Consider the following 14,492-nt stretch of genomic DNA (forward strand, 5'->3'; position numbering starts at 1 on the left):
AAAATCCAGTTTTAATCCTTTTAGCAGATATATTTTGATTATATGCAAAACTGTCAATAAATTTATTTACAAAAATCAACAAATTTATAATCCTACTCTTTCGAGAAATAGGGTTTATTGTTTTTATTTTTACTAACCATGGAATTACTGTTTAATTTTTCAACCATAGGTAGGGTGAGAAATACCCACCAAAACCAGCCTAATAACGATCAAGCTGACATTGGATATGATTAAATAATTGCCAGAAATTGTCAAATACTACCATAATTACTTTTCTGATTAAGAAGTCTATTTTTAAACTTTGAAGATCATGTTATAGAAAAAATAGCAGACGTAAATCTAGTTTCTATCATCTAATATTGCTCAAACAGCTAAATTATGAGTAGAATAGTTGACACAACTGCAATTTTGGGAATATAATATATTACCAATTATTACCAATAGTGGCTGTAACAAAAAATTGTGCATCATTGTCTCAGCAGAGAATAATTTAAATTATGGATTTTGACTACTTCAGAACTAACGAAAGTAATAACACCAATAAAAACTGTCAGAACTTGTTATCCAGTGGTTGGCGGCCATTTCACAGAGATTTTGATTGGGAATATTTCGGGAAAATTTTATTCCATGATACTCAGGAATTAACCCAGAAAGGTATTAATTTAGTCAGTTATTATGCTGATGCTTTGGCCAGAAAAGAATATGCCTGGTGGGCAAATATTTTAAATTTAGCCTCAGATTATACTCGTGGTGAATTTCAGAAATTTTGGAATTATATCACACCAGATATGCTCACTCCAGAACAGCGCCATAAAGAGATTTTGAGTACAGAAACACCGCTTGTACAATTTGTGAGCCGCAATAGTATTCCTATTGATTATGTGCTGAATCTTCTGCAAGAAATTACCGTTCTCCGAGTCTTAAAATTATTAGAACGTCCTGATATTATCACTCAGTATTACTCCGAAAGAGACTTTTATTTTCCAGTAGAAAAATTTGTGAACTGGGAAAGATTAGATGTGGTAAATACAGTTTATGCTTATTGGTCAAAACATGATATTTGGTTACAAATTGAAGCCTATGAAAGGGGCAGAAGGAATTATACTTTAATGTCCCAAAATATGAAACCTTTAATTAATAAAGCCACCTATGATTTAGCAGTAATGCTGAGTGGATATCAAAGTCGCGTCGGGAAAGTTCATAGTCAATATCCCTTGCGGACATTTCCCCAAGACATCCAAAATTTTAGCGACTTAGTTCAACAAACAATTTTGCATCAAAACCAATTAGCAGTTGTAGTTCATGGCGCACCAGGTACAGGAAAAACAGCATGGACCCAGAGTATGGCTAAAGAAATTCTTGTCCCTTTAGGATATGTAATTTTCATTTTAGATCATGATGCTATTACCAACTTTGTCCCGCCAACATATTTAGAACGCATTTGTATTATCATCAACGAAGCTGATAATCTAGCTCAAGATCGGGCTTCAGAAGTGGCACAATATAATAACAAAACTGAGCATATTTTAGCCTTATTAGATGGGACATTATACCAGAGTATAATTGATGAATCTGGTATGCAAATGCAGCAAAAATTAGTAGTATTAATGACTTGTAATACCACGGAAAGATTAGATCCAGCCATGTTACGTAAAGGTAGAGTAGATTTAATGTGTGAGTTTATCAAGAAGTTCGTTTAATCACTTATTATATTCTCGACTGATCTTAGAAGTCGGGTATCTAGTATAACTATATTGAGAAGAGCAACAATTAGTTTTGAGTTTATGATTGGACAAGAAAAACAAGATCAACAAGCAGTAACAAGATTATTTTCTCACCTGGAATTTGATGGTAATAAATTTCAACATCAACCAGGCAGTGTTTTAGGAAATACAGCTTTGATTGTAGGTACTACTGTTGGGGCTGGAATTATTGGACTACCAGCAGTAACCTTACCATCTGGGATTATACCATCTACAATTGCCATTATTATTGTATGGTTTTATACTTTAATATCTGGTTTAATAATTGCGGAAGTGACTTTAAATATCATGCAAGTTGAGGGTATTCCCCATTTAGGCTTATTAGCAATAGTAGAAAAGATTCTTGGTAAAGTCGGAGCGAGAATTGCTGGAGTCGCATATTTATTTAATCACTATGCTTTGTTAGTGGCATATATGACTAAAGGTGGAGAAGTTTTAACAACCACAGTTAATCAAGTTTGGAAGTTAGAAAATATTTTACCTCATTGGGCAGGAACAGTGAGTTTTTCTCTAATATTTGGTAGTATGATTTATTGGGGAAAAAATAACTTTATTGAAAAATTAAATGAGATACTTACCATTATTTTACTCATGGCCTTTGTGGGTTTATTATTATTAGGAGGAAGCCAAATCCAAAGCTCTCAATTCTTAGTCCAAAATTGGACTGCTATTGGTGGTTCTATTGCTGTTATATATGTGGCCATGTTCTACCATTCTGTTATCCCGCTGGTTGTGACTCAATTAGAAGGAGATATTCCCAAAATTCGTCAATCTATTATTATTGGTTCTGTGATTCCACTCCTGATGTTTTTGGCTTGGAATGCGGTTATTTTAGGCTGCGTGACTCCAGATATTGTACAACTTAGTCCAGGAAATGAGAGGATATTTGACCCATTAAAAATCCTCCGCAATGGTGCTTCTGGAGAATGGTTTGCGATGTTACTATCAATTTTTTCGGAATTTGCCATTGTCACATCATTTATTGGTATTACCTACGGTTTAACGGATTTTTTTAAAGATATTTCTTTAATCACTAAAAGCGAAATTTCTCGTTTACCTCTTTATTCCTTGATATTGCTTCCACCTTTAAGTTTAGGAACATTTAATCCCACCATATTTTTCCAGGCTTTAGAATACACAGGTACGTTTAGTATTTCTATTTTAGCAGGAATTATGCCAGCATTAATGAGTTGGAAACAAAGTGAAAATCCAGAATTTTTCCATATTAACCATCAAACCCTAGTTCCCGGAGGAAAAATAACATTAATATTCATCATTATGGGCGGAATCTTTCTAATAGGTAGACAATTTTTTTCAATATATAAATTCTAAATATAAATCCTAAAAATGACTAATTTCCGGTTAATAAAATGACGCTAGAAAACCTAATCTTTTCTTTCTGGAGTTTGTTCGCTTTGGCTTATACCAACATACTTGTTTTTGGTGATCATCTACATCATCAATATTCAAAAGTGAATAAAACCCCTCTTGTCGGGTAATGACAAAAGAGGATTTGGAGCTAAAGTCCGGTAGGGTAATCGGGCTATTTAATATATAATATTTAAAGTGGTTTAATCCAGTCCCCCTTTAGATATATAAATTGCTGATCATTCTATGGAATTGGTATCATTTCAAAATTTATAAAAAAAATCCCTTGCTTGTACAATGCAAACAAAGGAATGTGCTGTTAAAGTTCGTCAGGTGATCGGAATATTTAATTATTTAGTATTTATTGGATGTATCTTGATTCCTCCATTGGGTAGATAAAAATTGGCGATATCAACATCTTATGGTCTATTTTCAGACTTACCCTGTTTATTATTCTTCTTCGCTGCTGTTACACACTTATAGATAATTTACCAGATATGCACTGGAAATAACTATTATTAATCAAGTTGTGTATAGGTTGAAAAAGTTTCCTGAAAAGCGAACTCATGATACACAGCTAATGTTTCTTGATGTACACGGGCAACATTTAACCATTCTAAGTTTTCTTGCGCCCGATTTTTCCATTCTTGAAGCATATTTGTATTACTCAATAGTTTTATTAATGCTTCAGCCAATTTATGGCTATTCTGAGCCGGAACTAATATTCCCGCTTTCCCATTATCTAACGCCTCTGGAATTCCGTCTACCTCAGTAGCCACAATAGCTACCCCAGCTTCCCTCGCTTCTGAAAGCACCAAAGGACAAGGATCACGGTGGGAAGCTAAGACAAAAATATCACAGGCTAGTAAATAACGTTGTGGTTCGGGACAAAATCCGACAAAATGAATTTGATCACTAACGTCCGTTGCTTGAGCTTGAGCTTCAAATATTTGTTTATCTGGTCCATTTCCTACTAGATATAAATTGACTGTGGGAAAATTTTGAGTAACTTCCTCAAAAGCTGCAATTAACTCAGCAATTCCCTTCCGTTTGTACATTCCCGCTACAGTAACAATCGCAGGACGGTGTAAACTTAAAGGTTGATAATCCGAGATTTTCCTAGTCCGAGGGCTACCCAAAGTTCCATTACAAATTACTCGTAGTTTCTCTTCAGAAATTCCCCGTTTTACCATCGAATTTTTAACGGCTTTACTAACAGCAATTACTCGGTCAGCTAAACCCATTAATACACTACTACGTTGAAATTCATTATGTACTGTAGCCACTAAATTATATCTATTTCCCCACCTCAATGCTCTTGCTAAAACCACACCAGTCATCATGTGAGCATGAACTATATCTGGCTGAAATTCTCCCACAATTTTCCGATAACCTACCGCCGCTTTGATCATATTTATTGGCTGGCGATTTTGGTTTATTGTATAGTGTTTAACCCCAAATTTATTTAATAATTTTTCGTATTCTCCTCCTGCTGAAATTACCGCTACATGATCACCAGCTTGGGATTGTAAACAAGCCAGATCAACAGCTACATTCACAATACCATTACCGATTTCTTGGATATGATTCAATATATGTATAATTCTCATAAATTGAAGAGATTGTATTAAAAACTATTGAAATTTTACAAAAAAACACAAATAATATAGCAATCAGTAGTCAACTTTTAATACCTTTGTCTGATCAGTATTTAAAAATTTTCCGCTGTTTTAATTACTCTGATCACTACTATATTCATAAATTTTAGTCTCTTTGATAAGTTCTGTTTATCATAGCTAATGGCATTTTCTTGTATCTGTACTTTAAGAAACAAATATCTAACATAATTTTACCAGGTAACTTCTTAGGAATTATTAATCAATAATCATCGTTTTTTTCTTAGATCAGTATCTTTTTATAGAAAAATTAAATCATTTTTGATAGCTGGCGTTATGAGGCTACACAAAAAGATTCCCGACTGCTTGGAGAAGTCGGGAATCTAAAATTAATCTAAAATTAAGGTGATAACCGCTCGATTTTCCAATTTCCATTATCTACAAGAGTATATCGCAACCGATCATGTAAGCGGCTGGATCTTCCTTGCCAAAACTCAATTTCCTGGGGAATAACTCGAAACCCCCCCCAATGAGGAGGTCGAGGCACTTCTTGATTTTGATATTGACGCTGAAACTCTATTAATTGTGTCTCTAATACATTTCTGCTGGAAATTACTTCACTTTGATTAGAAGCCCAAGCACCTAAACGGCTAAAGGGTGGACGCACTTCAAAATAGCTATCAGACTGTGCTGAGGAAATTTTCTCGACAGTCCCCACAATTCTGACTTGACGTTCTAGTTCAGCCCACCAAAAAACCAAAGCAGCATGGGGATTTACTGATATTTCTTGTCCTTTTTGACTATTGTAATTAGTGAATAATACAAAACCCCGTTCGTCAATATCCTTGAGTAGTACCATTCTCGCCGAAGGCTTACCATCAGGTGTACAGGTAGCCAAAGTCATGGCATTAGGTTCAGGTAGTTGGGCTGCTACGGACTGGTTAAACCAAATTTTAAATTGTATAAATGGATTCGGGTCAATTTCTTCTTCATTTAAATCTTCTAGGGTGTAATCCTTACGAAGATCAGCAATGCTTTTATCTATCATTTTTATTTTCTCACGATTTAGATTCAGCGTATATTAGTATTGGGGGAAACATTCTATGATCAAAATCAGTACGTTTTTTGGACAATAGGAAATAGGAATTACGCCACCCTGCCCTGCAAGCCCCTGAAGCCCCCTGTTTATACATTAAATCAGATGCGCCGTTTTGCCCCTCTGCAAACTTTGTTAATTTATGGACTCAGTGGACCAATTATTGCTCTCAATATCTGGCTGATGTCTGTATTATTTCATTTTTTTCAAAATCCTCTGACTATCCTCAGTATTTCTGCCATTCTGGCTTTTTTACTGAATTATCCAGTCAAGTTATTTGAAAATATTAGAATTAGACGCACTCAAGCAGTAATTATTGTTTTACTACTTACCTTAACTCTATTTATTGTTTTATGTGTTACTCTTGTACCAATGTTGATTGATCAAACCATTCAACTTTTGAATAAGATTCCAGATTGGTTAGCGACTAGTCAAGCCAATTTCGATCATTTAGAGATGTTAGCGAAGCAAAGACGGTTATCTATAGATTTAAAGCTGGTGACAAATCAAATTAATGCTAATATACAGAACCTAGTTCAGCAAATAGCTTCAGGGGCTGTAGGATTTGCGGGAACGCTATTATCAGGAATACTCAATGTTATATTAGTCATAGTTCTCGCTTTTTATATGTTAATATATGGCGATCGCGTCTGGACTGGACTAATCAATCTTTTACCATCAAATATCGGTATTCCCCTGAGCAAGTCATTACAATTAAATTTCCAGAACTTCTTTCTGAGTCAATTGTTACTAGGGCTATTTATGATCATAGCCCTCACGCCAATTTTCTTATTTTTGAGAGTACCATTTGCCCTCTTATTTGCTATTATTATCGGTATTTCTGGACTTATTCCTGTTGTTGGCGCAACCTTAGGCATTGGTTTAGTCACAATATTGGTATTAATTCAAAATTGGTGGTTAGCATTTCCAGTCGCTACAATGGCAATTATCATGCAACAAATTAAAGATAATCTATTAGCTCCCAAACTCATGGGTAATTTTATCGGACTCAACCCCCTGTGGATTTTTATCGCCATTTTAATGGGATTTGAAATTGCGGGTTTGCTGGGAACACTGGTGGCTGTACCAATTGCTGGAACTATCAAAGGTACTTTCGATGTGATCAAAAACAGTCAGCATAGTGATTTTGTCGCAAATTTTCGGGCTAATTACGGCTCAGAATTTGGGGAAGATGAATAAATTAGTCAGCGGTCAGTGAAACTCTTGTTCTTGAGCAAATTTTAGATTTTAGATGTTAAACGGCATCTAATATTAAACCAAGATTTAAACCAATATTTAAACCAATATTTAAAAAGGTCTGATAAACTAGGTAGTGTAGCTATATTTATACTTGCTGGATTCAGAAATAAGCTACTTGGAATAAATCTAAAATCTAAAATCTAAAATCTAAAATCTAAAATCTAAAATCTAAAATCTAAAATTGCGTGACCTCTGATTTCTGGTATATTAAATTTTGAATTGATGGATGCAGTTGAATTATTAGAAACAATTACACACCTGATTTCCCAAGCCGAAAAAGGGGAAATTGACCCTTGGGACGTGCGAGTTATTGAGGTGATTGATCATTACTTGAAATTAATGTCCCCAGAAGCAACTACCAGAGGCTATGAAAATGATTTATCTCAATCTGGACAGGCTTTTTTATCAGCATCAAAGCTTGTATTATTTAAGGCAAATACATTAATGCAACTGTCAACGGTATATAATACTCCAGAAGAAGTTATAGATGATACAATATTAGAAATTGAAGATGGATTGTCATGTCCAGCCCGTCCCTTACAATTAGAGCAACACCTGCGTCGTCGTCCAGCAGCTATGCCACCTCGAAAACGTCGAGTGACACTGCAAGAGTTAATAGACCAGTTGCAAATCATGGCCAGCCAGTTGAAACTGGTAGAAAAATCTGATAAACCTCAGCGAACTAAGCGCCAGTCTAGTGTGCAAACCATGCGGGAAGCCCTAGAGTTAGCCCACCAAGAAAATTTAACGGAGGTCGCGTTAGAGCTAGAACAGGTGTTACATCGTGCTGCTAAAGAGCGAAATTTGGAGGAACAATGTTGGAATCTAGAAGAACTGATAGATTTATGGATACAGACAAAGCAACCAGGGAAAAACGGACATAATCATCAATCAGGACATGGTAGCATGATTAGCGTTTTTTGGGCTTTACTACTGCTCTCGGCTCAATCTAAGGTGGAGTTATTCCAAAAAGAATTTTACCAGGAAATTTCAATTCGTTTACCTAATTAAAGTCCAGGAGCAGGGGGAGCATAAATTTCTATCCCCTAATGACAACTGACAACTGACCAATTACTAAGGAATAAGATTTTATGAAAGCAATGATTCTTGCAGCAGGAAAGGGTACTCGTATCCGTCCTATTACCTATACAATTCCTAAGCCCATGATTCCTATACTGCAAAAGCCAGTAATGGAATTTTTATTGGAATTATTGCGCCAACACGGATTTGATCAAATTATGGTCAATGTCAGCCATTTAGCGGAGGAAATAGAAAGTTATTTCCGTGATGGTCAGCGGTTTGGAGTGCAGATTGCCTATTCTTTTGAAGGTAAAATTGATGATGATGGTAAACTCGTGGGGGAAGCCATTGGTTCGGCTGGGGGTATGCGTCGGATTCAAGACTTCTCACCATTTTTTGATGATACCTTTGTAGTATTGTGTGGTGATGCTTTAATTGACTTAGACTTAACTGCGGCAGTAAAATGGCATAAATCCAAAGGTGCGATCGCTACCATTATCACTAAATCAGTTCCCAAGGAAGAAGTTTCTAGCTATGGTGTGGTAGTTACTGACGACGATAATCGCATTAAAGCCTTCCAAGAAAAACCCCCAATAGAAGAAGCTCTTAGCACTAATATCAATACGGGTATTTATATTTTCGAGCCAGAAGTATTTAAGTATATACCCTCTGGAGTAGAATATGACATTGGTGGCCAGTTATTTCCCCAACTTGTGGCAGATAACGCCCCTTTTTATGCTATTCCCATGGATTTTGAATGGGTAGATATTGGTAAAGTTCCCGATTACTGGCGAGCAATTCGCGGTGTTTTATCGGGGGAAATCAAAAATGTACAAATCCCCGGACATGAAGTCGCTCCCGGTATTTTTACTGGTTTGAATGTATCTGTAAATTGGGATAAAGTTGATATTACTGGACCTGTTTATATTGGTGGAATGACCAAAATTGAAGACGGAGCAAAAATTATTGGACCGGCCATGATTGGTCCAAATTGCTGGATTTGTAGTGGGGCTACTGTAGATAACAGCGTGATTTTTGAATGGTCCCGTTTAGCTCCCGGAGTCCGCCTAGTTGATAAATTAGTGTTTGGGCGTTACTGTGTAGATAAAACGGGAGCATCCATTGATGTCCAAGCTGCGGCTTTAGATTGGCTGATTACAGATGCCCGTCAAACTCGTCCCATAGAAACGCCTTTAGAACATAAAGCCATTGCTGAATTATTGGGAACAAGTTCAATTTAGTTAGTTGTCAGTTGTCAGTTGTAATTTGCTACTGACAACTGATCCCTGACTAATGACTATTAACTATTCAAGTAAGTATACCGTTGTAAACTTTGCTCGTAAGTTTGTAGAAGTCGCTGAGATTCCGCTAAGGTGATGTGCTGTTCTTCTAAAGCCCGCTCACAACGCTGGCGAATATTTTCTACCATGTCTTCAGCATCGTATTGAACGTAACTAACGACTTCACTCATGGTATCACCTTTAACAACGTGTTCAATTTGGTAGCCCTTGGGAGTTAAATTGATATGAACGGCGTTAGTATCACCAAAGAGATTATGTAAATTCCCCATAATTTCCTGGTATGCTCCATTCAGGAACATTCCCAAATAATAGGGTTTTCCTGGATGAAATTTGTGTAATTCTAACACTGATTTCACATCTCGCAAATCTATAAAGCGGTCTATTTTCCCATCACTATCACAGGTGAGGTCTGCTAAAATTCCTCTGCGGGTTGGTTCTTCATCCAGACGATGTATGGGCATAATGGGAAATAGTTGATCTATAGCCCAACAATCTGGTGCTGATTGAAACACAGAAAGATTGATGTAGTAAATGGAAGCCATGATTTTTTCTAGGTCTTCCAATTCGTCAGGTACGTATTCTTCCTGACGGATGATAGTTAAAACTTTTTGACAACAAGCCCAGTAAAGACGTTCGGCCTTAGCGCGTTCATTCAAGCGCAAAATTCCTAAATTAAAGCGACTGATAGCTTCTTCTTTGAATTGAGCAGCGTCGTGATAAAATTCTTGGTAATTTTCCTTATTGATAGATTGGTAAGTTTCCCACAGGTATTTAATAATTGGAGATTCTCCGTCTTGGGGAGGATCAGGAGGATCAAGGGGGACATCACTGGTACTGAGAACGTCAAAAATCAACACTGATTGGTGAGAGGAAATTGCCCGACCACTTTCACTCACAAGAGTAGGTACGGTAATTTGCCGTTCATCACAGGTATCTTTTAATTCGGCTACAATGTCGTTAGCATAGTTTTGCATATTGTAGTTTTTTGAGGTGTAGAAGTTCGTTTGCGAGCCGTCATAATCTACACCCAAACCACCCCCAACATCTAAGTATTTCATATCTGCCCCTAGCATCGCCAATTCTACGTAAATACGACTAGCTTCTTGAATGGCATCCTTAATGACATTGATAGCGGAGATTTGCGAACCAATGTGAAAATGTAACAGTTGTAGAGAACCGAGTAAGTCAGCTGCACCTAATTTTTCTACAGCTTCCATAATTTCGGGAATTGTTAAGCCAAATTTAGCGCGATCGCCTGTAGAAGTTCCCCAGCGACCCATACCTTGTGTGCTTAATTTGGCTCTAACTCCCAAAATTGGCTTAATTCCTAATTGACGACTAGCAGCAATGGCTAAATCCACCTCTTCAATTTGCTCTAGGACGATAATTGGTGTTTGTCCTAGTCTTTGGGCTAACATAGCGGTTTCGATGTATTCCTGGTCTTTGTAGCCATTGCAAATTAACAATGCTCCAGGGGTATCCAATAAAGCCAAAGCGATCATTAATTCTGGCTTAGAACCTGCTTCCAAACCAAATTGATGGGGTTTACCAAAACGAACTAAATCTTCAATCAGGTGACGTTGTTGATTGCACTTAACAGGAAAAACCCCACGATAGACACCAGGGTAATTATAGCGGGCGATCGCCTTAGCAAAACAAGCATTTAAGCGCTCAATCCGGTCTTCCAAAATATCGGAAAAGCGGATTAACATAGGAAGACCTAAATTACGCTGTTGTAGAGCATTGACCAACTCAAACAAGTCCAAAGACCCACCACGTTCACCCTTGGGAGAAACAGTTACATGACCAGCAGCATTAATCGAGAAATAAGGCCGACCCCAACCTTCAATCCGATAAAGGTCTTCACTATTCTCAATTTTCCAGGGAATAGATAAATTTCCCGTGCTTATGCTAGTAGGTACTAGCAGTTTCTTCTCTCTTTGGCTTTTCAATTCAGCTTTATGCCCATTAGGCGGCATTTTTACAATCTCATCAGCAGTTGACTCGACACCCATTTCTTCCTGACCTCTGTGTGTTGCCCACGAATTAACAATTTAACAAAATAGTCTGGTAAAGGATATAAGACTAGAAATAATTTCTGATTAAGAATTAGGATAATCACCCAATACTCCCTTGTGCTGAGAATGGTTAGTTACAAAAATTTGCGTTTATCTGCGTTTATCTGCGGTTAATTACCTGTTGCTATATGTAATCAGGAAAAAAATGGTAATTCAATCCGGTTATCCACCATGATCAGGGAAAATTGCTCAGACTACTAGACAAAAGACCTCAATACAACTGACAATTAACCCATCAAAATTTGATTATGTTTTTGGAGACAGACTTGGAACGCACATTTTTAGCAATTAAGCCGGACGGTGTACAGCGTGGTTTGGTGGGTGAAATTATCCGCCGTTTTGAAACTAAAGGCTTTACTTTAGTTGGGTTGAAGTTTATGAAAGTCAGTAGAGAATTAGCGGAACAACACTATGCTGTTCACCGTGAAAGACCTTTTTTTCCTGGGTTAGTGGAATTTATCATTTCTAGTCCAGTTGTAGCAATGGTTTGGGAAGGTGAGGGCGTTGTTGCAGCAGCGAGAAAGATTATTGGTGCAACCAATCCCTTAAACGCAGAACCAGGTACAATTCGTGGCGATTTTGGCGTTAATGTAGGTCGTAACCTGATTCACGGTTCTGATGCTCAAGAAACAGCCCAAACAGAAATAGCTTTATGGTTTAAGGATGAAGAATTAGTTGCTTGGCAACCCCATTCAAAACCGTGGTTAAATGAGTAATTAGGTAATAGGTAATAGGTAATGGGTAATGGGTAATGGGTAGTAAAACTCTTAGCTGTTACTTGTCACCTGTTACCTTAAATGAATATAAAAAATTTAATAGACCATAAGAGATTTTGAAAACCTCCTTTTGGAGGGTAGGAAAAAAAGATTGCAAGCCAAGATATGATACATAAGTTCCTTAATACTAAATCATTAGATATCACTATAATAATCATCAAAATATTTTAGCACTTGATATTGAGTTAGTACCAAAAATCTGTGCTTATATTAAATTATCACTTGAGCATAAAATAAAATAATTAATTACCGTGTTAGAAGCCTGTGTACTAATAACAATATTGTGCGGTTTTTTCGGGATTATCCTCAAAAAAAACCTGGTGATGAAAATTGTCTCCATGGATGTGATGAGTACAGGTGTGATTGCCTTTTATGTACTAATTGCATCACGAGAAGGCTTATTTACCCCCATTATTTCTAGTGTAAAAAATATTAATTATGCAGATCCTGTTCCCCAAGCAGTGATATTAACAGCGATAGTCATTGGTTTTTCTATTCAGGCTTTGATGCTGGTTGGTGTGATGAAATTAGCACAGGATAATCCCACCTTAGAAACCCATGAGATTGAGAAAAATAATACACCGTAAATTACCCACCACTTCCCTTAGGGTAAGTGGGGGCTTTTAAAGCCCAGAGTTTACCCGACTAAGTGTTAAATCACTACGATTTTCAGGTCATCTCACCTACAAATACGCAGCCAGTTTGTAGATCTGAGGTTAACAGTTAAACAGGCTTATTGGGTTAATCCAGTGCTGTTAGCGTAAAAAGCCTTTAAATCTTTGTCCAGGCTAACATTACCCGCAAGGAGGGACAATATGTCCAAAGTATTTGTTTTAGATACCAACTTCACGCCATTAAACCCAATTCATTCAGCGCAAGCCAGACAACTACTAAGAAGCAAAAAAGCAGCAATATTTAGACAGTTTCCGTTCACAATTATTCTCAAAAAATCCCGTCCTGACTCCCCAATATCGTCGCTAAGACTAAAGATTGACCCTGGTGCAAAATTTACGGGAATGGCATTAGTTAATGATTTAACTGGCGAGGTTGTATTTGCTGCTGAATTAAAACATAGAGGTTTTGCAATTAGAGATGCTTTAACTTCTAGAAGGCAATTAAGACGTTCTAGACGTGCAAGAAAAACTCGTTACAGACAACCAAGGTTTTTGAATAGAACCCGTCCAGAAGGATGGTTAGCACCGAGCTTACAAAGTCGGGTTGAGAATATCAAAACTTGGGTTAAGAAGTTACTCAACTTTGCACCAATTCAGGCTATTAGTCAAGAATTAGTCAGGTTTGATATGCAGTTAATGGCTAATCCTGATATTCAAGGACAGGAATATCAACAGGGAACTTTAGCTGGTTACGAAACCAGAGAATACTTACTAGAAAAGTGGGGTAGACAATGTGCTTACTGTGGAGCGAAAGACGTTCCTTTTCAAGTAGAACATATTCATCCACGAGCCAAGGGTGGTAGTAATTCAATTACGAATCTCACTTTAAGTTGTGAAAAGTGTAACACCAAAAAGGGAACGAAAGACATCAAAGATTTTCTCAAAAAAGACTTTTCAAAGTTAGAGAAAATCTTGAAGCAAGCCAAAAGACCACTGGCTGATGCAGCCGCAGTAAACACAACTCGTACTGCATTACTAAAAGTTCTAAAAGCAACTGGATTACCTGTAGAAACAGGTTCAGGAGGGTTAACAAAGTTTAATAGAAGTGAGCAAAATTTAGAGAAAACGCACTGGATTGACGCAGCTTGTGTTGGTCAGTCAACTCCAATTCTCAATATCAAAGGTGTTAAACTACTGCTAATTACAGCTAACGGTCACGGCTCTAGGCAATCTTGCCGAACCGACAAGTACGGTTTTCCGAATAGGCACGTACCGAGAGAAAAAATACATTTTGGTTTTCAAACTGGCGATATCGCTAAAGCGGTTGTCACCACTGGTAAAAAGATTGGTATTTGTGTAGGAAAAGTTGCTATTCGTTCAACTGGTAGTTTCAATATTTCTACTAAAAATGGATTGATTCAAGGAATATCACATAAGTTTTGTAAACGCATTCACGCAAAGGATGGTTATTCGTATGCAGTATAAAAGATTTGTTAATTACTCAACTGTCCTTCTCGCTATTTGTGCTAACGCACAAAATTACTCAAGGGACGTTTCACAATTAACCCTCCATTCCTCCCATCACCAAACTGAGTACAGT

Annotated in this window: 11 protein-coding genes; 8 read left to right on the forward strand and 3 right to left on the reverse strand. The window is 37.1% G+C overall.

The genetic code is table 11. The annotated features are described in order from the left end of the window. The first annotated feature begins 497 nt into the window (after positions 1-497). Together H6F62_RS13335 and H6F62_RS13340 are read left to right on the forward strand one after the other, a co-directional pair. Entirely contained in the window at positions 498-1,700 is a 1,203-nt protein-coding gene (locus H6F62_RS13335; protein WP_137908719.1) for an AAA family ATPase, read from the forward strand. An 84-nt stretch (positions 1,701-1,784) separates the two neighbouring features. After that, positions 1,785-3,095 (forward strand): aromatic amino acid transport family protein, encoded by a 1,311-nt coding sequence (locus H6F62_RS13340; protein ID WP_137908718.1) that lies wholly within the window; start codon positions 1,785-1,787, stop codon positions 3,093-3,095. Positions 3,096-3,649: 554 nt separating this feature from the next. Here the strand turns inward: H6F62_RS13340 and H6F62_RS13345 are convergent. Beyond that, positions 3,650-4,741, reverse strand: coding sequence for a glycosyltransferase family 4 protein (locus H6F62_RS13345; RefSeq protein WP_137908717.1), 1,092 nt, complete (start codon positions 4,739-4,741; stop codon positions 3,650-3,652). Positions 4,742-5,147: 406 nt separating this feature from the next. Further along, on the reverse strand, positions 5,148-5,792 hold the full coding sequence (gene pdxH, locus H6F62_RS13350; RefSeq protein WP_137908744.1) for a pyridoxamine 5'-phosphate oxidase: 645 nt from the start codon (positions 5,790-5,792) through the stop codon (positions 5,148-5,150). Positions 5,793-5,948: 156 nt separating this feature from the next. Here pdxH and H6F62_RS13355 point away from each other — a divergent pair, with 156 nt between their 5' ends. The 3 genes from H6F62_RS13355 to H6F62_RS13365 all read left to right on the forward strand — a co-directional run bounded on the left by H6F62_RS13355 (position 5,949) and on the right by H6F62_RS13365 (position 9,364). Beyond that, positions 5,949-7,043: an AI-2E family transporter gene (locus H6F62_RS13355; RefSeq protein ID WP_137908716.1), complete on the forward strand. Its 1,095-nt coding sequence runs from the start codon at positions 5,949-5,951 to the stop codon at positions 7,041-7,043. A 282-nt stretch (positions 7,044-7,325) separates the two neighbouring features. Continuing rightward, on the forward strand, positions 7,326-8,114 hold the full coding sequence (locus H6F62_RS13360; RefSeq protein ID WP_137908715.1) for a ScpA family protein: 789 nt from the start codon (positions 7,326-7,328) through the stop codon (positions 8,112-8,114). Between the two features lie 80 nt (positions 8,115-8,194). Then, entirely contained in the window at positions 8,195-9,364 is a 1,170-nt protein-coding gene (locus H6F62_RS13365; RefSeq protein WP_137908714.1) for an NDP-sugar synthase, read from the forward strand. A gap of 59 nt (positions 9,365-9,423) precedes the next feature. Here the strand turns inward: H6F62_RS13365 and speA are convergent, their stop codons facing one another. Then, positions 9,424-11,439, reverse strand: coding sequence for a biosynthetic arginine decarboxylase (gene speA / locus H6F62_RS13370; RefSeq protein ID WP_028082266.1), 2,016 nt, complete (start codon positions 11,437-11,439; stop codon positions 9,424-9,426). A gap of 329 nt (positions 11,440-11,768) precedes the next feature. Between speA and ndk the strand changes: the two genes are divergently transcribed. From ndk to iscB, 3 genes are all read left to right on the forward strand, one after another. Next, complete coding sequence (gene ndk, locus H6F62_RS13375) at positions 11,769-12,218, forward strand: nucleoside-diphosphate kinase (protein ID WP_137908743.1); 450 nt, start codon at positions 11,769-11,771, stop codon at positions 12,216-12,218. 311 nt (positions 12,219-12,529) lie between these two features. Next, positions 12,530-12,865, forward strand: a complete 336-nt coding sequence (locus H6F62_RS13380; RefSeq protein WP_028082268.1) for a cation:proton antiporter subunit C — start codon at positions 12,530-12,532, stop codon at positions 12,863-12,865. A gap of 228 nt (positions 12,866-13,093) precedes the next feature. Further along, complete coding sequence (gene iscB / locus H6F62_RS13385) at positions 13,094-14,377, forward strand: RNA-guided endonuclease IscB (protein ID WP_190372250.1); 1,284 nt, start codon at positions 13,094-13,096, stop codon at positions 14,375-14,377. Positions 14,378-14,492 lie beyond the last annotated feature (115 nt).

Source organism: Anabaena sp. FACHB-1391 (assembly GCF_014696755.1).
Lineage (GTDB): Bacteria > Cyanobacteriota > Cyanobacteriia > Cyanobacteriales > Nostocaceae > Dolichospermum > Dolichospermum planctonicum.

Bases quoted from the DNA above. Each gene is read 5' to 3' on its own strand.
- H6F62_RS13335 (WP_137908719.1), top strand. From the start codon at position 498: ATGGATTTTGACTACTTCAGAACTAACGAAAGTAATAACACCAATAAA.
- H6F62_RS13340 (WP_137908718.1), top strand. From the start codon at position 1,785: ATGATTGGACAAGAAAAACAAGATCAACAAGCAGTAACAAGATTATTT.
- H6F62_RS13345 (WP_137908717.1), bottom strand. From the start codon at position 4,741: ATGAGAATTATACATATATTGAATCATATCCAAGAAATCGGTAATGGT.
- H6F62_RS13355 (WP_137908716.1), top strand. From the start codon at position 5,949: ATGCGCCGTTTTGCCCCTCTGCAAACTTTGTTAATTTATGGACTCAGT.
- H6F62_RS13360 (WP_137908715.1), top strand. From the start codon at position 7,326: ATGGATGCAGTTGAATTATTAGAAACAATTACACACCTGATTTCCCAA.
- H6F62_RS13365 (WP_137908714.1), top strand. From the start codon at position 8,195: ATGAAAGCAATGATTCTTGCAGCAGGAAAGGGTACTCGTATCCGTCCT.
- speA (WP_028082266.1), bottom strand. From the start codon at position 11,439: ATGGGTGTCGAGTCAACTGCTGATGAGATTGTAAAAATGCCGCCTAAT.
- iscB (WP_190372250.1), top strand. From the start codon at position 13,094: ATGTCCAAAGTATTTGTTTTAGATACCAACTTCACGCCATTAAACCCA.